Annotated in this window: 13 protein-coding genes; 7 read left to right on the top strand and 6 right to left on the bottom strand. The window is 49.3% G+C overall.

The window, feature by feature from the left end:
- Positions 1-69 precede the first annotated feature (69 nt).
- From asd to SHD_RS20030, 4 genes are all read left to right on the top strand, one after another.
- Complete coding sequence (gene asd / locus SHD_RS20015; protein ID WP_011627258.1) at positions 70-948, top strand: archaetidylserine decarboxylase; 879 nt, start codon at positions 70-72, stop codon at positions 946-948.
- Between the two features lie 14 nt (positions 949-962).
- Positions 963-1,847 (top strand): DMT family transporter, encoded by an 885-nt coding sequence (locus SHD_RS20020; RefSeq protein ID WP_023268794.1) that lies wholly within the window; start codon positions 963-965, stop codon positions 1,845-1,847.
- Positions 1,848-1,915: 68 nt separating this feature from the next.
- Entirely contained in the window at positions 1,916-5,119 is a 3,204-nt protein-coding gene (locus SHD_RS20025) for a mechanosensitive ion channel domain-containing protein (RefSeq protein ID WP_039978981.1), read from the top strand.
- Positions 5,120-5,134: 15 nt separating this feature from the next.
- A complete protein-coding gene (locus SHD_RS20030; RefSeq protein WP_023268796.1) occupies positions 5,135-5,857 on the top strand; it encodes a glycerophosphodiester phosphodiesterase in 723 nt (240 codons plus the stop codon).
- Positions 5,858-5,880: 23 nt separating this feature from the next.
- On the opposite strand, the gene SHD_RS20035 is transcribed toward SHD_RS20030, so the two are convergent.
- Positions 5,881-6,216 (bottom strand): DUF3392 domain-containing protein, encoded by a 336-nt coding sequence (locus SHD_RS20035; protein ID WP_011621386.1) that lies wholly within the window; start codon positions 6,214-6,216, stop codon positions 5,881-5,883.
- A gap of 90 nt (positions 6,217-6,306) precedes the next feature.
- On the opposite strand from SHD_RS20035, the gene SHD_RS20040 reads away from it, so the two are divergent.
- The gene (locus tag SHD_RS20040) at positions 6,307-7,239 is read left to right on the top strand and encodes a D-2-hydroxyacid dehydrogenase (protein WP_023268797.1); all 933 of its coding nucleotides are present in this window, start codon (positions 6,307-6,309) and stop codon (positions 7,237-7,239) included.
- 159 nt (positions 7,240-7,398) lie between these two features.
- On the opposite strand, the gene SHD_RS20045 is transcribed toward SHD_RS20040, so the two are convergent.
- Positions 7,399-8,973: a methyl-accepting chemotaxis protein gene (locus SHD_RS20045; RefSeq protein ID WP_023268798.1), complete on the bottom strand. Its 1,575-nt coding sequence runs from the start codon at positions 8,971-8,973 to the stop codon at positions 7,399-7,401.
- Positions 8,974-9,210: 237 nt separating this feature from the next.
- Here SHD_RS20045 and SHD_RS20050 point away from each other — a divergent pair, with 237 nt between their 5' ends.
- Entirely contained in the window at positions 9,211-9,402 is a 192-nt protein-coding gene (locus SHD_RS20050) for a bacterioferritin-associated ferredoxin (protein WP_011715776.1), read from the top strand.
- 199 nt (positions 9,403-9,601) lie between these two features.
- Here the strand turns inward: SHD_RS20050 and SHD_RS20055 are convergent, their stop codons facing one another.
- Entirely contained in the window at positions 9,602-10,258 is a 657-nt protein-coding gene (locus tag SHD_RS20055) for a thiopurine S-methyltransferase (RefSeq protein WP_023268799.1), read from the bottom strand.
- 89 nt (positions 10,259-10,347) lie between these two features.
- A complete protein-coding gene (locus tag SHD_RS20060; protein WP_039978797.1) occupies positions 10,348-10,692 on the bottom strand; it encodes a hypothetical protein in 345 nt (114 codons plus the stop codon).
- 245 nt (positions 10,693-10,937) lie between these two features.
- Here SHD_RS20060 and SHD_RS20065 point away from each other — a divergent pair, with 245 nt between their 5' ends.
- Complete coding sequence (locus tag SHD_RS20065; RefSeq protein WP_023268801.1) at positions 10,938-12,746, top strand: protein kinase domain-containing protein; 1,809 nt, start codon at positions 10,938-10,940, stop codon at positions 12,744-12,746.
- 41 nt (positions 12,747-12,787) lie between these two features.
- Here the strand turns inward: SHD_RS20065 and SHD_RS20070 are convergent, their stop codons facing one another.
- On the bottom strand, positions 12,788-15,190 hold the full coding sequence (locus tag SHD_RS20070) for a zinc-dependent metalloprotease (RefSeq protein WP_023268802.1): 2,403 nt from the start codon (positions 15,188-15,190) through the stop codon (positions 12,788-12,790).
- A gap of 84 nt (positions 15,191-15,274) precedes the next feature.
- Positions 15,275-18,985 carry a response regulator gene (locus tag SHD_RS20075; protein ID WP_023268803.1) on the bottom strand — a complete coding sequence of 1,237 codons (3,711 nt, stop codon included), beginning with the start codon at positions 18,983-18,985 and terminating at the stop codon, positions 15,275-15,277.
- Positions 18,986-19,186: the final 201 nt, after the last annotated feature.

Raw genomic sequence — 19,186 nt, forward strand, 5'->3', positions numbered from 1 at the left:
GTTTCGCATAAAATTAACGTAAAACAAGTCTTAACCTAAGTTGAGCAACATAAAGGAAAGGAACATAAATTGGATAAAGTTAAAATTGCGCTGCAGTACATGCTGCCAAAGCACCTGTTATCTCGCTTAGTCGGTAAACTTGCCGCTTCCGAAGCTGGCGCATTAACGACTGCCGCGATTAAATGGTTTATCAAGCAATATAAAATCGATATGAGCGAAGCGGCTCAGAGCGAACCCGAAGCCTATAAAAGCTTCAACGACTTTTTTACCCGTGCACTTAAGCCCGGTATTCGCCCAATTAATACTGCGGCCAACATCATGGTGCATCCGGTTGATGGTGCCGTTAGCCAACTCGGTCCCATCAAGGATGGTCGTATTTTCCAAGCTAAAGGCCATCACTATTCTTCACTCACCCTACTGGGCGACCAAGCCGAAGATGCCAAACGCTTCGAAGGTGGGGATTTTGCGACCATTTATCTGGCTCCAAAGGATTATCACCGCATCCATATGCCGATTAAGGGCACACTGTCGAAAATGACCTATGTGCCGGGCGAGTTATTTTCCGTTAACCCCTTAACGGCACGCCATGTGCCAGGCCTGTTTGCTCGCAACGAGCGTGTCGTAGCGATTTTTGAAACCGAGCTTGGCCCACTAGCCATGGTGTTAGTGGGTGCGACCATTGTGGCCAGTATCGAAACCGTGTGGGCTGGTACTATTACGCCGCCAACAGGCAAACAAGTCTTCACATGGGAATACCCAACGGTAGGTCCAGACGCCATTACCTTAGATAAAGGCGAAGAAATGGGTCGCTTCAAGCTTGGCAGTACCGTCGTCATGCTGTTTGCTAAAGATGCTATCGACACCTTCGCCGAAGGTGTTGAGCCTGAAGCAGTAACGCGTATGGGTCAAGCCTTTGCTAATCTGAAAAATCAGGCGTCAGCCGACTAACTACGGCTACCCAATTGAGCCAGACCGCTAAACCTTCGGGATTAATCGAATTACACTTAGCTGTGCTGATGTTTGGCGGCACAGCTTTGTTTTCCAAGTTAATCCCCTTAAGCGCTCTCGATATCACCTTCCTACGATGTGTTGTCGCGGCCTTGGTGTTGGCGTTACTCATCAAATTCCGCGGTAAATATTTAAGCCTTGCCAGCAAACAGGATTATCTGGTTGCTATCGGCTTAGGTGTGATAGTCAGCTTGCACTGGGTTACCTACTTCGCCGCGATGCAACTCTCATCGGTTGCCATCGGCATGATTGCCTTCTTCACTTATCCTGTGATGACAGTCATTGCCGAGCCGTTATTAACAGGCAATAAAATCAAGCTGATGGATATTATCAGTGGTGTTTTAGTGCTGATAGGCGTGGTGCTATTGATCCCCGAAGCCAATCTTGGCAACGATACAACCCTAGGGATTGCGGTCGGGATTGTCTCGGCGATGTTATTTACCGCCCGCAACCTGCTGCAAAAACGATATTTTTCCCAATATAGCGGCCCCCACACCATGTTTTACCAGACCTTAGTGGCGGCAGTGTTTCTTATGCCTTGGCATCAAACCGAGTTACAGACTATCTCCCTCGAGACTTGGGGCTTGATAGTGCTGCTAGGAGTGGTGTTTACCGCCGCGCCCCATGCCTTATTCACCTCGGCATTACGCCATTTAAGCGCTAAAACCGTGGGGTTAGTCTCCTGCCTACAACCCTTCTACGGAGCCATGTTGGCATTAGTGATCTTAGGCGAAGCGCTGAATCTCAACACCCTGATAGGCGGAACCATCATAGTCGCCACCGCCATCTTCGAAACCCATCAATCCCACCAGTCACAACGGCGAAAAAAGAACGCTTGAAACATACCAATCTTGGCCCAATTTGGCTAAGATGAGTGCGTCTTTCGCCCCTAATTGCTTTTGCTTATATGCCACGTATTTTATTGTTCGTTATTGCTTTTTTGTCTTTTTCTCTCCATGCCAATTCGCCCTTGCAATTGGACAAGCGCCTTGGCCTAAACAACCAAAATCAGCAACAAAATATTAGCATTGACGATCAAATTGCAGAGCTTAAAAACAACATCGACAGACTGGCGGCGAATGCGAGCAGTTTTCAGCAGGCTCAGCTCGATTTTGAAAAAAACAAAAAAATCATCGACCAAGGCTTAAAGGAAGCAGCTAAGCCCTTAAAGCTAGATAAAGCGACAGATCTCAACCAGCAAGCCTCGATGGCTTATTTACGGCTGTCGGAATTAAAAGAGAGCGAAACCGCCCTCGGTAATCAAGTCAGCGAACTGTTACAGCGCCACAATCTGCTGCCCTCTGTCATCGCCAACGCTAGGCAGAATGTGCTGCAAAATAAAAAAACGGAATTGGCGCCTATCGATACGCCAGCGGGTGAATTACAGCAAACGCAACGGGTTTTCTTCGAGCAAAGCCTCGCTACCAATGAGGCCGAGCTTGCCAGTAGCCAAAAGCGCATCGAACTCACCCAGCTGCAGTTACAGTTGGTGCGCCAACAATTAAGTCAACAGGAAGCCTTTATTGAAACTATCAATAAGGCGATGAATAAACAGCGTCAGCAACAAACCGATGCAACCTTGGCGAAAAATTTAGTCGATACCGCCAAGGTTGTGGATCCAGTGACCCGTAATATCGCCGATACCAATCAGATCTACGGCCAAAAACTGCAAACCTTAACTTTGCAAATCAATAACGTGGTTGAGCAGCAAGAACAGGCCGAGCTGCAATATCAATCCCAAGCCAAGCAACTCGCAAATATCCAAGAGCAAATCACTTGGGTCAAAATGAACTCCGCCTTTGGCGAGCGTTTTTTGCAGATGCTGCAATCTCTGCCTAAGCCGCCAAACCACGAGAAACTGCAAACGCTGATCGCCGATGCTCGCCTCGATAGATATCACCTCGAGCAACAACAGGCACTTAACGAGCAAGAGTTAGAGCAAACCAACCTCTACAACGAGGGGCAGATTAAACTGCTGCGCTCACAACAAGCGCTACTAACACAGTTGATGCAGAGTTACGATCAATATTTAAGTGAACTCGGCAAACTTAAAGTAAATTATCAGCAACTTAGCCAGCAACATCTTATATTAAAGAATACCCTCAACGAGCATCTGTTTTGGGTCCCGAATGCTGCGAGCATTAACAAGCTTTGGCTCACTGACGTTCAACGCAGCGCTTTGTGGTTAGTACAAGAGGCGCAGTGGGGACAATTGAGTAAAGCCTGGCAGGAGCAAAATGACTATTGGTCATGGTGGATCATTCTGTTAGTGCTCTGTTTAGTGATCCAAGATTTAATAAAACCTAAATTCAATCGGTTACTGGGTCACTATGCCACTTATGTTGGCAACGTGACTCAGGATAAATTTATCTACACCTTCAAATCCTTAGTCCTGAGCCTTGGTTATGCCCTGATCAAACCGCTCCCCATAGTGGCGGCGGGATGGATTTTCTATCAATCCGAACGCAACTTTGTGCAGGCCGTCGGCATGGGGATTTTAGCGATAGGATTAGTTTACCTATTGTATCGATTGATATTTATCCTCGCCCTCGACAAAGGGGTCTTGGTTGGCCACTTTAAGCGGCCCTCAAAACTGATTCAGGCAGGCCAGCTCAGGCTCAAACACTTTGTGTTTATCGCCAGCCCCCTGCTCGGCATTATGGGTTTTACCGAAATACTCGATGCCTCGCTTATCCGCAATAGCATTGGCCGTGGCGCATTTATCTGTTTTTGTTTGGTGTTATTCTTGTTATACAAGGATATCTTGGTGCTAAGCCGCCAGAATAGCGACACCCAGAAAGACGGCAAAAACAAACGCCTTATCCAAAAAATGCTCTGGGCATTGTTGATAGCTGTTCCGCTGCTCAGTGCTGGGCTCGCCTTTAAAGGCTACTATTTCACCGCCTTCCAAATGCTGTTGCAGTTGCAACTCTCCATCATATTGGGATTAAGCTTCCTGCTGCTTTATCAATTGATTAAACGCTGGATGTTGATTGAGCGCCGTCGCATTGCCTTCGACCGCGCGAAAGCGAAACGGGCTGAGCGTTTAGCACAGCGGGAAAAGGGCGAGACTCACCACAGCTCCAATGATGGCCTCGATACCTACGAAGAACCCGTAGTCGATCTTGAAACCATTTCGAGTCAATCCCTCGGGTTAGTGCGCTCCCTATTGCTATTGGCGTTTTTAGCCAGCTTGATTGGCCTGTGGACGCAAACCCATACGGCGCTATTTTCCTTTTTGGATGGCATTACCCTCTGGACGACAAATACCAGCATCAATGGTGTCGAGCAACAGCTACCCATTACCATGAAATCGCTGTTATTGGGCTTAATTATTGTTGGCTTCTCGCTGATGATCGCCACCAATTTACCCGGTCTGCTCGAACTAATGATCCTACAACGGCTCGATTTAACACCCGGCACCGGCTTTGCCATCACCACAGTAAGCCGTTATTTAGTGGTGTTTTTAGGCCTGTTGATTGGTTTTTCAAATCTCGGGATGGAATGGTCAAAACTACAATGGTTGATTGCAGCGCTGTCACTGGGTCTAGGTTTTGGTTTGCAGGAGATTTTTGCCAACTTTATCTCGGGCCTGATTATTCTGTTCGAAAAACCAGTGCGTATTGGCGATACAGTGACAATCCGCGACTTAACAGGAACCGTGAGTAAAATCCAGATCCGCGCCACCACTATTATCGACTGGGACAGAAAGGAAATTATCATTCCGAACAAGGCCTTTATTACCGAACAATTGATTAACTGGTCGCTGTCAGATCCTATTACCCGTGTGATTGTTTATGTGTCGGTTGCCCGCGACTCGGATCCTGCCAAAGTGGAAGCAACGCTTTATCAAGCTGTTCAAGAATGTGAAAATGCGCTGCCTAATCCAGAGCCAGAAGTGTGGTTTGCGGGCTTTGGTAAACATACCCAAGACTATGAAGTACGGGCCTACGCCAAAGATATGTCGGCACGCTGGCCGCTACGCCACGATCTGCATAAACGCATTACCCGTAAGCTTAAAGAAAACAATTTAGAACTCGCCTATCCGCAAATGGAAATCCATCTTAAAAATGGCCAAACTCGCGATCAGGTCGGCATTATCCGCAGTTAATAGGACGAAAATTAGATGCTTATTTTTGCTCACCGTGGTGCCAGCGGTTATGTGGCAGAAAATACCTTAGCCGCGATGGCCAAAGCGATTGAATTAGGTGCCAAAGCCATTGAGTTGGATGTGCATAATGTCGACGGTGAGCTAGTGGTATTTCACGACCGCAGACTCGACAGTAAAAGCTCGGGCCAGGGCATCATCCATCTGGTCAACAAAGGATATCTGGACACAGTCACAGTCAAAGGCAAGCCCATTCCCACGCTCTGGCAAGTGCTCGAACTGGTTGCTGGCCGCGCGACAATCAATATCGAACTGAAAGGGGTGAATACGGTAGCCCCGCTACTCGCGCTTTATCCTAAGGCGATTGCCGAACTGGGGTTCAGCACGGAGCAATTGCTGATTTCATCCTTCAATCACCCTTATTTACAGCAAGTCAAACAGGCGTTGCCACAGGCATTAGTGGCGCCCTTACTTGCCAGTATTCCCCTCGATGGTGCTGCGGTCGTGAGCGAGCTAAACGCCTATTCCCTGCATTTAGATGTGAGTTTTATCAGCAAGGCCTTAGTGGATGATGCCCACCATAGAGGCGCTAAAGTGTATGTTTACACCGTCGATCATAGCGATGATATCCATGCCCTTCAGCAGTTGGGTGTCGATGGGATCTTTAGCAATTTCCCCGACCGCGCCATGCAGGCGCTGTTGCAACCCACCAACACGGATTACTGCGACTACTTCGAATAATCCCTTGGCGCGGATTTAGCAGTTTAGGCTTGGCTATTTCGCTGCGCCCAATAGCCGATAAAGATGAACATGGCGACGATTAGCAAGAACATCCAATGGGATGGCATGGCAACGATTTGCCTTGCCACCCAAGGCGTAGCTTTGACGATCAGCAGTCCGTAGCCAAAGGCATTCACAATAATAAAAACAAAGGTTCGCAGAATAAACGAATGGCCAAGTAAATGCCGTCTGAGGATACGATTCACATCGGCTGAAAATACTAAAATCAAACACACGACCATGGCCGTGGCGATATCGAAGGACCAAGGACGAAGCATATTTCCTAAATGGCCAATAATGGCGACTAACTGATCAAACATAATCACTCAACCTAAAATGGCGCTGCAAAATCAAAACAACTACAGCAGCATATTGAAAAATAAAGACAACCAAGCATAAAGGGAGACGACATGGGGCACAAGTTACTCTTACTGACCAAGGCGAATGAGCAGTATCGCCAGCTTATTGAGGCGCAGCAGTTGCCAGGGCTTGAGTTGCTAGATGATAATCCCGCGAATATTGCAGAGGCTAACATTTGGCTTGCCGAACCTAAGCTTGCCGCGCCGCTGCTGCCCCATGCCAAACAGCTAAAATGGTTACAATCCAGTTTTGCAGGCATTGATGCCCTGATGAGCTCAAGAGCAAGAAAAGATTATCAACTCACTAACATTAAAGGTATTTTCGGCCCCTTGATGAGTGAGTATCTGTTTGGTTATCTGCTCGCCCAGATGCGAGGACACCAGTACTACCAAGCGCAGCAGCGGCAAAAATCTTGGCAAGTGCAAAGTGCGGCGCGCAGCAGCTTACAAGGGATGCGATTATTACTCCTAGGCACAGGCTCCATCGCCAAACATGTGGCCAAAACCGCCAAGCACTTTGGCATGCATGTTACAGGGATAAACCGTAGCGGCCGAGAGGTCGACGGCTTTGATCTGATCCAGCCGCTCTCGCAGCTCGCGCCATGCTTAAGCCAAAGCGATGTAGTGACCAATTTACTGCCCAGCACCCCAGACACACGTTTGCTGCTAAATGCAGACATGCTCGCCACCCTCAAAGCCGATGCAATTTTAGTGAATGTGGGCCGTGGTGATGTGCTCGACCTCGATGCCCTCAATACCCAGCTGATTGCGCGTCCTGTGCAGCAGGCCATTCTCGATGTGTTCACGCAGGAGCCTCTCCCTGCGAGTCATCCAATTTGGGAAAGACCCAACGCCATCATCACGCCCCATATCTCGGCGCCGAGTCATCCAGAGCAAATCGTGCGTATTTTTAGCGACAACTATCGCCGCTATATTGTAGCTGAGCCGCTGCAAAATCAGGTGGATTTTACTCAGGGTTACTAGTTGGGATGAATAGTTAAAGATAACGAATCACTACAGTCACTCAGGCAAAAACAAAAGGCAATCAGAGTGCTGATTGCCTTTCGATTAAGCCACTCTCTAATTGAGCCGCTAACTAATTAAGCCACTATCTAATTAAGTCACTCACGATTGCGACAAAGGTTAGACTTTAAAACTGCGCTTTAAAAACTGTCCGACTAGTACAGTATGGGAGTCCATTTCGCTAATCACTTCGTCATTGAGACCGACCATTTCACAGCCGAGTTGGTGGCTGGAATGGGTAAACTGCGACACATTTACCACACTACGATTCATCTCATTCGCGACACTCGACTGCTCTTCTACGGCACTGGCGATATGGTGGTTCATATCAGTGATCGTTGTAATCGCCTCACGGATAGTACGCAGTGCCGCTCCAGCTAAATCCGCTGTAGTAATACATTCGCCAGCAGCATCCACGCCCTCTTGCATACTGCGCACCGCCTTATGAGTACCTTGTTGTAACAGGTTAATCATTGTGTGGATTTCCTTTGTTGCATCATGGGTACGTTTCGCAAGCGCCCGCACCTCATCGGCAACCACAGCAAAACCGCGTCCTTGCTCACCCGCCCGCGCCGCTTCAATCGCAGCATTGAGTGCTAATAAATTCGTCTGCTCAGCAATCCCTTGAATAACATCCAGTACAGTGCCTATATCTCGGCTATGACCTTCTAGCTCAGTGATCACCTGCGAGGTTTCCTGTAATTGCTGCGCCATGGCTTGAATCGATTGAATAGTGCTGACAACGGTTTTATCGCCGTTGATTGTCTGCTCGGACGCCATTTGAGATGCACTCGCCGCATCGGCGCAATTTGAGGACATATCCCCAAGGGTTGCTGTCATCTGTTGCATGGCCGTGGCGACCTGTTCAATCTCAGCAAGTTGGGACTGACTGGTACTTTGAATTTCCTCACCTTTAGCCGCAGACACTTTAGCTTCTTTTGTCACCTTATCACAGGAATCTCGAGCACGACCTAACACGGATTTAAGCTCTGAATTTTGCATTTGCAGTGCCAGATCAATCGCCCCCAAATCATCGGATTGACCCGTATAGATATGTGCCATCAAAGGGTTATCGTAGATTTTCTTCGCCTTAGCAACCAGCGCCCGATAGCGGCCTAAAATCAGATTGCCGCCGATAAAAAGCGCGAGAGCACTGATGGCTAGCGCCACAAATCCCACCGCCCCTATCTGCAACGCCAAATACAACATGGGCAGCAACGCTATTAAGGCCAGTAGGGCCAACTTAGTTGGCATATCAAAATTGCGTTTTAATGCTTTTACTTGGCCACTTTTATTTAACTCGGCGTAGGCCGCTTCAGCCCTGTTAACCTGATCTCTGCTCGGTTTGGTTCGCACCGATTGAAACTCAGCCACTTGACCATTAATGACAATAGGTGAGACATAGGCGTCAACCCAGTAATGGTCACCATTGGCGCAGCGATTTTTGACTATGCCTTTCCAAGGCTCACCTTTGCGAATAGTTTTCCAAAGATCTTCAAACGCTTGGGGAGGCATATCGGGGTGACGCACCATATTGTGGGGCTGACCTAACATGGCATTAAGGTCATACCCGGCAACGGTACAAAAGGATTGATTAGCGTAGGTTATATGACTTTTAGTATCAGTTGTTGAAAGCAAAATCCAATCAGCTGGATAGTCATTTTCGCGTTGTGTAACAGGTAAATTTGTTCTCATGATAACCCTTGGACCTAATGTGAATATTCTATTCAATCATCCATGAGTTATCCCTCCTTGATACCAATCCAATCATCCGTGTTAACACACTTTTCCAACCCCTGAGCAGAGATCATAGTTTAAAAAATGTGCAATGAGTAACAAATCGGATTATTGGTAAAACAAAACCATCAACAATATTGTATTTGATAAGCGTTTTCATTTAGAATTAGATTAATTCGTTTTGGAGTCGAAAAAATGTACGTTTGTCTCTGCCATGCCATCACAGATACGCAAATCAAAAACGCTGTAAGTCAGGGCGACTCTAGCCTTGCTGACGTTAAAAAGCGTTTAGGCGTTGCCGATCAATGCGGTAAGTGCGCCAGAATGGCCGTACAAATTATCCAAAACCAACTCGAAATCGAGCCTAATTACTACGAAGTGGCTTAACTTAGAGCAACCGCGCTTTTCCTTTAAAGCCTTACTTTTGTGCCAATACTCTCCTACTTTCAGACATACACATCATTAAGGTCTACTACCTAATACCAAGCTTAAAAACTGATTTTGCCCTAATCTAATGATCTCTTAATGACACATCCCACTCAGCCCAAAAGCATAAATGCTTTGAGCTCAATGGGATGCAATCTGATTATCTGCGCCTTAATAGATAAGCCGCTTCATTCAGCCAAGGAACTTCTTTCTTAACAAACCTTGGGTTGTCCGCAAGCACGTCCTGACAATCCAATAGTTGGATGTCAAAATCGTCACTTAAATGCGTCTCCACCCAAGTTGGTGACACCGCAAAAGGCGGCCCACTTAAGGCTTCCTGCGGATAATCGAGTGTCACTAATAAACCTACGCTGCCTTGGGGCAATAACTGCGCTAATTGCTTGGCGTATTGCGCCCGCATGCTCTCAGGCCAAGCAATCAAGGCGGCGCGATCATAAAAACCACTCACCTTGGCCGTAATAGACGGAGGCAAAGTGAAGATATCCCCTTGATATAAACTGACTTGCTCTGTCTGATAATGCTGATGCTCACCCATCGCGCTTTGCTGCATAGGTAATTGGTTCTCTTCGAAAAACTGCTGCACAGCGAGCTCATTTAACTCACAACCAATCACTTGATGCCCCTGCTCGGCTAAAAAGCACATATCTAAAGATTTGCCACACAGGGGAACAAAGACTTGGGCCTCAGGGGGCAATGCCAAGGTATGCCAATACTTTACGAGAAAGGGATTGATGTCTTGCTGGTGAAAACCAATCAGCTGTTGCTGCCACTTCTCATGCCAAAAACCGGGTTCCATAGGTATATCTCAAATGACTAAAGTTATCCTTACTCTAATGGCATTCATGGGTGGATGTAAAATCTCAGATACTGCATATTAATTTCGCTCTACAGACTCGCAAGAGCCTCTTGTACTTTGCGTAACCAAACGCAATTGTCACACTGGCATTGGCGGCGCGACAAATGGTGTGGGCTTAAGGAAGAGTCAATAAAGTCGACGGCAATCAGCAACTGCTGCTTAAGCTCGGCGACGGATTTTTGCTCGACAGCCACCAGCTCATCGTTCTGGTTCATCCAAATACATTCCATGCCCTGGTGGCAAGTGAGACACTGCTCATCGCGATCATTAAAAAATACCGCATGTGGACAATGGGTCACCTCCATTGACTGCAAAATTCGCTTACGCGGAAACTCTAACAACTCGATCAATAAAGCCTTATCTGGGGCGGGCATATGCCCTCCTTTCATCCACTTCGTCCACGGGAAATTTAACAAACATGTATCCCATCCAATGGGCTTAAGATTACCTAGACTCCATACGATTTAACTTGATATAAATCAAAGTCAGCGACGAAATGATGGGATAGGTAAGCTCTAAAATCACAAGGTTATCGCAGGCAACATCACTCAAGCATCCAACGCCAATTTGCTTATCTGCCTCGCTTACTGTTTAAATAACCAAAACAAGGAGTCGCGCATTGCAAACACCCCAACTACAACACTTTTACATTTCCGAAGAGCAATCCATTTACTTGCTCAAAGCCAACGATGCCCGTAAGCACAAGGCGTGGATCCGTTTATGTAAACAACAGTTAAGTAAGTTGGGTTATCGCGACATTGAGTTTATCGGTAAGGGGGCATACGGCTTTGTGTTTGCGGGAATTAATCAGGCCGACGAAGCCCATGTATTTAAATTCTCAAGAATTAATCTGCCGCAGCATATTCAAGACCGCTTAGAAGAAGAAGCCTTTATGCTGTCTTTGCTCAAACACCCCAACATTCCGGGGGCGATCAAATTTGAGCGGGTTGGTAAACAAGGGATCTTAGTGATGGAGCGCGCAAAGGGCGAAGATCTCGAGCAGCTTTGCCGCCGCTTAGGCGCCCTGCCCCCCGCCATGGTAATGAGCATCGCCCGCCAACTGGCCGATATTCTCTACTATTTGCGCACGGGCAAACCCTTAGTGCATGGCGATATTAAGCCTTCAAACCTTGTCTATGATATTGAAAGTCAGCACTTATCCCTTATCGACTGGGGTTCTGCCGTATTTGCGCAACGGGATGAACATAACAAGGCAGTTGAAGACAATGTGATGACGCTGATGTCGAGCGATCAGCAACACACCAATGCCCGCATGGGAGATGTGTATTTTATCGGTGAAGAGCAGCTAAATGGCGCGCTCTCCAGCCCGCGTTTCGACGAACAAGGCGTGGCAGCGACCTTGTATGCCTTGGCCTCTGGACAGGCGAGTCGCTTCGGCGCACAGGTCATCCCGCCCACCAGCATAGGCTTACCCATGGAGTTGGCGCGCACCTTGGAAGGCATGCTTAGTAGCGATGCCGTGCAGCGCAATCTGGCGGGGGATTATTTTCTCAAAAGTATGCGCCACAGCCATAGATTGCATTTACCTGAATTGCCAAAAGCTGAACTGATGGGCGAAATCCCCGTCTGGGTGCAATCCCGCGAAAAAGATGTCGAAACTGTCAGTTACAGCTCGCGCAAATCCTTTTTAAAGGAACATAACGCCCAGGATCCCATCGCTAAGATGGATGACATCCAGCTCGAAAAATACTATCGCAACTTCTTAGCCGGTATGGGGGATACCGAAAAGGGCTTTATCGCCGCCGTGGGTCGCCTAGGTCAATATCCCATAGTGGGCGGCCTTGCCATCCATTGGCAAGAAACCGGCGTGTTTATCGACTCCAACCTCGCCATTTACGATGCTAAACAAAAGAGTGCGCTCATCATCGCCGTCAATAATATGGTGACGCTCGCGCGGGGAATTAAGCGTATCGGGGTGTTTAAGGCCTGCTTCTTTAACGCTAGGGATACGCTGCATATCGAGCGCGAAAACACCAGCGAACCCTTTGTCGCCAGCGCTGATTTGCAACTGCCCTTCGAGGTAGGTGATGTGCCGACCCTCGAAGATAAATCACGGCTGCACTCTTACTTTGAAGACGGTAAGGATCCGGATGAAAACCTCGAATTACCAAGTGAAATCATGGAGGAATTGGCGCGTATCAACCAGATCCACCACACGGGCTGCATCATTTTTGAGGCCCTGCCGAATCACTTAAAGATCCACAGCTACTTAAAACTACTCAACCCGCGTAAACAGGCGGCGTTTCGCGCCAGCCTCGACCGCATTCTGCATTATGTGGGTAAAATTCAAGGTCATGGGGTGTCTGGCTTTATGAAACTGCCCTATAAAAATACTCGCCGCTTTACCCATATTGAGCGTAAAACCGAACATTTTTATCCTAGAAACCCAAAAGAAATAGGCGCATAACGAATCCCCTCGTTAGCGCCTATGATGCTGAAAACCAACACTTAGATTGGTGAACCCGGCGGCAATCTCAAGGGTTTAGGAATGAGTTTGCTGTTGGCGTCAGTCAGCCCTGCACTCAGTCCCTGTTGCAACCAAGCATAGTGGGAGGCTACCTTGGCATTCGCGCGATTAGCTTTGGCTTTAAGCTGTTTCATCAGGAATTGGGCGCGTTCGTTAATAGTCGCCTTCACCTCTGCCGAGGTTTGCGGATCATGATAGGCAGACAAGAGTTCATCAATCACCACCGCATTCACCCGCATCCACACACCTTCAATCAGAGCGAGCTTATCTTCTTGATAAAGAGTCGCGGCAAATAGCTTATTGAGTAAGGTTTCGACCGAGAGCTGCTCATTATCCGCCATCACCCCTTGGCTGACGCGATTTAAGCGCAGTGGCATCAACATCTGGCCCACGGTATGGCGCGCTAACACTTCCGCCATGCCGAGGGGATCGCTCACCACTCCAAGCCCTGATTCGAATGACTCCCGCGTCGCTTGATAATTACCCGCTTTAGGCACCAGCGTATCGAGCAAGGTTTGCGGAACCGTTAAGCTGGCGGCATCTAAGGTGCTGAGCAGTGCATCGAGGGCCGATAATTGTAACTGCGGCGCGATATAGCTCCAGCGAGCGCCCTCGCCGACGGAGAGATAGTTGTAGTCTGTGCCGCCAATAAACTTACTGACCGCATCGATTTGGTAACGGCTAAGTAAATAGATAGGCACAAAGGCATCGGCTAATTCACCCAGTGGCTCGCCCGGTAACAGGGCTGTGCTGCTAAAACCTTCAATCGCCTTAGCGCGAATACGATTCAAATCCAGTAGCTGCGCGATAGGATCGTCACCGCTATCCCACAGGCTGGCATAGGCTTGACTGGCATCCTTCTGGCGCGAATCTGCTTCGCCAATATAGCGCAGCCCTTTGCGGGCCACTTCGGCCAGCAACTGATTTTGCAGCGCCTGCTGAGCGGTGGCATCGCCTTCATCGCTATAGCCGTACGCGATAGCAAAGTTATCCCATGGCCCGACACCTACGCCATAGGGTGCTGATATATCGATGTCATTACCTTTCAGCAGGATCTTAGGATGGGGATAATCCATCACAGAGGCATCCTGATTAGTCGAGGCGGCAAAGTTATGGTCTAAGCCTAAGGTATGGCCGACCTCATGGGCGGCGAGTTGCCGAATACGCGCTAAGGCTAAGTCGTTGGCGGCTTGCTCGGCGGCGCTTCTATCACGCCAACCTGCGGTTAACCCTTTGGCAATCAAGTAATCTTGGCGCACCCGCAAGCTACCTAAGGTCACTTGGCCTTTGATGATTTCACCGGTGCGCGGATCGGTTAGCGCCGCGCCGTAGGACCAGCCCCGCGTGGCGCGGTGTACCCACTGGATCATGTTGTAGCGAATATCCTGCGGATCGGCATCGGGCGGCAAGAGTTCAACCTTAAAGCCGTTGATAAATCCCGCTTGGGTGAAGGCCGTTTCCCACCAGCGAGCACCATCGAGCAGCGCCGAGCGGATAGGCTCAGGCACGCCAGGGTCGAGGTAATAGGTGATAGGCTTTACTACTTCGCTGGGCGCTGGGCCAGGATTCACCTTTTGCAGGCGGTGGCGCAAAATAAACCGCTGCACCAGTGGCGCCGAAAACGGCGTGGCATAGTCGCGATACTCATCGGATAAATAGCCGCTCATGGGATGATAGGCGCGAGCTTGATAGCCCTCCTCGGGCAATTCGACAAAGGAATAGCGCATCCGCACCGACATTAAAGTGCCATCGGGCGTGACCCTCGCCACTTGCTCACCCGCAGCATCGGCTTTAAAGGTAAGCTGCACATCCACATCGCTATTCTTTTCAAAGGATTTCACCCCGGCGGGTAAAATCGCCGAGCGGGTTAAATCGAGGCGATAACTCCCCTGCCCAGTATGTTGCAGTACGCTGGCAACGCCGTGTAAATCATTGAGCACCAGCTCGCTAATCGCCACCATATCTGGCTTACCGTCGAGCAATTTGCCCTGCCACAATACCGAATCGGCAAAGGCTTCATTCACTGCTCGTTTTTCGGCGGCATCTTGGGTATTGGCGCGATACTGAGTGTTTAGCTGCTTAAGCTGGATATAGGGACCTTGACGCTCAAACTGCACCATGCGGGTTTGGCCTAATTGACCACGGTCGAGGCCGATATCGTTAGAGCCGACCCCTTCAGGCAGGCTAGTCACCAAGAGAAAGGGTTGATTTAAGCGGCTCACCTCGAGGTATAACTCGCCCTCGCTTGACTCATAGTAAAGATTAAGAAATCCCTTAGCAGCTTGGCTCTGCTTAACGACTTTAGTGCTCGGTAAATTCGCAGCAACGCTGAGTGTGGGTAAACCTAAGAGTAGGATGGCGAGGGCTAGGCTATGGGGTTTCATCTTTCCTCCTGATTGGGCTGTCTACGTGGTCATGTTACACAAAATCTAAACCACGCGGGGCCATCATTGGCCCCGGGCAAACGATTAATGATGATTATTCTTGTGTTTTATCCAATGCGATAAGGTTTCAAACAGTTCCGTTAGCACTATCGGCTTAGTAATATGGGCATTCATCCCCGCCGCGAGACTCTTTTCCCGATCGCCCGACATCGCATGGGCTGTCATGGCGATAATAGGTAGCACATCGGCGCTAAAGCGTTCACGCAGTGCCCGCGCCGCGGTTAAACCATCCATCACTGGCATTTGAATATCCATTAATACCGCATCAAAGGGGCGCGAGTCGATAATATCGAGGGCAATTTGACCATTCCCCGCCACCACGACTTCGTATCCCGCGCTCTTTAACAGCTCGGTCGCCACCTGTTGGTTGATAAAGTTATCTTCCACCAAGAGCACCAGGCCAGTATGTTCGCCCTCTTCTGCAGGCACTTCATCAATAGGCTGCACCACATTGAGCCTTGGCTCATCGGCAAAGGCGGCAATGATCTCATCGAACAGGCTCGAAGCCTTAAAGGGTTTTTGCAGCACGGCAAACACATTGGCAGTTTCGACTTCGTGCTGTAAAGGCTCAGCCGCATAGGCGGTCATCATGATAATAATGGGTCGTTTCGCGATACGGCCTTCGGCCACCATGGTATCGATGGCGGTGATCACATCGCCGCCATCCATCTCTGGCATCATCCAGTCGAGCAACAATAAATCGATAGGATCCCGCGACAACTTATACAGCGCCTCGGCGCCGCTGGCGGCCGTATCCACCTCGAAGTGGAAATCACGCATCAGCGCCGAGTATATTTGCAGCGCCGTCGGGTTATCGTCCACCACAAGTGTGCGTAAATTATTGAGTTTTTCAGGTACCACTAAGGGCTCAACCTTGGCTTCTTCGGCAATTTCGAAGCTGATGGTAAAGCTGAAGGTACTGCCAACGCCTAACTCACTCTGCACCTGCATCTTGCCGCCCATCATGGAGACCAAATGCTTACTGATCGATAAACCTAATCCCGTGCCACCGTACTTACGGGTCGTCGAACCATCAGCCTGGGCAAAGGCATCAAACAGCTTTTCCTGCTGATCTTTACTGATCCCAATACCCGTATCCCGCACCCAGAATTTTAAGGTAATCCGATGGTCGCGCTCGCCCACATCTTCGCAGCCCAATTCAATCTCACCGGATTGGGTAAACTTCACTGCGTTCGATAACAGGTTGATCAGCACTTGGCCTAGACGCAGCGGGTCGCCCTTAAGAATGAGGCCTGCCGTCACTGGCGCATACAGTAATAACTCAACGCCTTGCTCCTGCGCCTTAAGCGCGTTGAGATCGAGGGCATGGTCGAGCACTTTATCCAGTGGGAACGGTACCCGCTCCAACTCTAACTTACCGGCCTCAATCTTAGAGAAGTCGAGAATATCGTTAATAATCCGCAGTAATGACTGCGCCGAGAAACCAGCTTTTTCGAGGTAATCCTTCTGCTGCGCCGTCAGCGAGGTGCGCTGCGCTAACTGCAACATACCGATAATGGCGTTCATTGGCGTGCGGATTTCATGGCTCATATTCGCCAAGAATTCACTCTTATACAGGTTCGCCAGTTCCGCGTCCTGCTTCGCTTCAAGCAGCGCCACTTCGTTACTCTTATGGCGCGTGATGTCCTTATGGGTACCGACCATACGCTTAGGCTGACCATCGGCGGTAAATTCCACCACCCGACCGCGGGAAAGCACCCAGTGATAACTGCCATTTTTGCCTAAAATCCTAAACTCGATCTCATAGGCATCGACGGGATTTTGCAGATACTGATTACGGTACTCTTCAACTCGAATTCTATCGTCGGGGTGCGTCAGCTGATCGATTGCCGATACTAACGCAGGGAATTCATTGGGTTTATAGCCCAGCATCGAATAGTAGGATGGGTTGCAAATAATATGCTCCGAATCCAGATACCAGTCCCACAGACCGTCTTCCACCGCGTCCATCGCTAAATGGTAACGCTCCTCCGACAGGCGTAACTGCTCGGCGGACTCGTACTCACGCGTCACGTCGCGCCACACGGCAATCAAGCCTTGTAGCTCGCCACGGCGGTTATAGAAAGGCAGTTTCAGGGTATCGAGCAATACAGGTTTGCCCGCTAACTCGACCTTCTCTTGATAACGCAGCGGGGTGCGATCTTTTAAGATCTGCTCATCCTCGGCGCGAATACGAATGCCCATTTCTGGCGAGGTTAAATCCTCCGACGACAGACCGATCATCTCGCTTTCGGTGTAGCCCAGCATACGCTCGGCGGCCTTGTTACAGCCGAGGTAATTGCCCTCTTTATCTTTAAAGACAATGGCTTCTGGGATGGAGTCGAGTAAGGAGCGCAACAACGCATACTCACGCTCGCGGCGTTCGGTCGCATCTTTTAACCGCTCGGTACGGCGCGCAACCAGTTTGTCGAGTCGCTTATTCTGCTCGGCCAAATGATGGGTGTATTGCTTGTTTTCCTCAAAGATACGGCTCACCAGCAGGAACCAAGGCTCCCACCCCGGAGTGATTTTTTCTGGCGGTTTACGCGGCTCTTGGGAGCAGCCCTCTAAGTGCGATAACAGCCGCGATGCGGGGCTCACGAAGGAGCGGCGCGTTTGCCAGTGCACTATGGTCACCAGCACCGACAGGGCGATCACTACTAGGATAAAGGTCAGCTGCAGTTTTTCGACCGAATCTTGGAACAGATCGTCTTCATTTTGCAGATACAACAAGCGCCACGGCGCGTTATGCAGCGCGACCGAGTGAATATAGTAACCGTTACGAATGATGCCTTCGTGGGCATCGAATAATTCGGACTCGGGGAGCGAATGCAGCTCAGACGGAATGCGCTGACTGATGTGGTATACACGATTGATATCGGAGCCATCGAAGTCACTGTGGGACAAAATATTGTTCTGCTGATCGAGCAGGATCACAGTCCCTGGCATCTTGAAGTACACTCGAATTTGCCGCGCCAATGAGGCCAAGGTCATATCGAGGTTAATTGACCCCATAAACTCATCATCGAGATAAACGGGCACACCTAAGGTGGTCAGCAAGCCTTTGCCCGTCGAATCGACGTAGGCCTCACTCCAAAACACACTGCGCTGCGGGTTCATCGCCGGGGTGGCGTATTGGAATTGTTTCTTATTGAGCAGCTCGTCCCTAAAACGCTGGTCACCATTGGTCCAAGGGAAGTAGGACATCATCCGTTGGCGCGATAAATAATAAATCGCCGAGGCTTTAGGTGCGGCTTCTTTGGCGACAGGGAAAGACAGTGACAATTCGAACAGCATTTCCAGCTCTTGGTAGAACTTATCGCTGCGACCATCGAGGGAACCCGCGCCCGTGATCCGCCCCATGTTGGTAAAGGGCTTACCGCCCTTGGCGTAGTTAGGCTCTAAGGTAAAATACTGACCACTTTCGTTAAATTTGCCGTATTGCGGTAAACGTTCTTTACGCACCAACTCACCTAAGCGCAGGTGATCCACGGCCACATCCCGCAGACTCTTCACCGCGCGGATGCTCGACTCCAACAGCAAGTCAATTTGCAATACGTGACGCTCGACCTGCTCTTCACGCTGATCCATCTGCTGAGTTTTTTGGCGATCGAAAAACATCCATGCCGTCAGCAACGACAGGACAATCACGCCGATATAAGTATAAAAAACAGCACGGTTATAATTCTTTTGGATCGGCGATTTTAGCTGGAGATCCGGCTCACTCGATTTCATCCACTACCCTTGATTGCAGCGCTTGATTTTAGCCATCGGTGGCAAAAGTGACTGAGTTCATTTATGGCTTCATATATTAGCAGGAAGAAACCCCGAGTCGCATCAAATAATTGCCGTACGAAGGCTGTCAAAGTCTATGATTAGTTAATTGAAAAACATAGAAATGCGTAAAAACAAAGGTCCCACGAGTGAGACCTTTCG

The organism is Shewanella decolorationis S12, from assembly GCF_000485795.1.
GTDB classification, from domain to species: Bacteria; Pseudomonadota; Gammaproteobacteria; order Enterobacterales; family Shewanellaceae; genus Shewanella; species Shewanella decolorationis.

Coding starts and splice junctions, on each gene's coding strand:
- SHD_RS20060 (WP_039978797.1), bottom strand. CDS start 10,692: ATGCCCGCCCCAGATAAGGCTTTATTGATCGAGTTGTTAGAGTTTCCG.
- SHD_RS20030 (WP_023268796.1), top strand. CDS start 5,135: ATGCTTATTTTTGCTCACCGTGGTGCCAGCGGTTATGTGGCAGAAAAT.
- SHD_RS20035 (WP_011621386.1), bottom strand. CDS start 6,216: ATGTTTGATCAGTTAGTCGCCATTATTGGCCATTTAGGAAATATGCTT.
- SHD_RS20070 (WP_023268802.1), bottom strand. CDS start 15,190: ATGAAACCCCATAGCCTAGCCCTCGCCATCCTACTCTTAGGTTTACCC.
- SHD_RS20040 (WP_023268797.1), top strand. CDS start 6,307: ATGGGGCACAAGTTACTCTTACTGACCAAGGCGAATGAGCAGTATCGC.
- SHD_RS20045 (WP_023268798.1), bottom strand. CDS start 8,973: ATGAGAACAAATTTACCTGTTACACAACGCGAAAATGACTATCCAGCT.
- SHD_RS20055 (WP_023268799.1), bottom strand. CDS start 10,258: ATGGAACCCGGTTTTTGGCATGAGAAGTGGCAGCAACAGCTGATTGGT.
- SHD_RS20050 (WP_011715776.1), top strand. CDS start 9,211: ATGTACGTTTGTCTCTGCCATGCCATCACAGATACGCAAATCAAAAAC.
- SHD_RS20075 (WP_023268803.1), bottom strand. CDS start 18,985: ATGAAATCGAGTGAGCCGGATCTCCAGCTAAAATCGCCGATCCAAAAG.
- SHD_RS20025 (WP_039978981.1), top strand. CDS start 1,916: ATGCCACGTATTTTATTGTTCGTTATTGCTTTTTTGTCTTTTTCTCTC.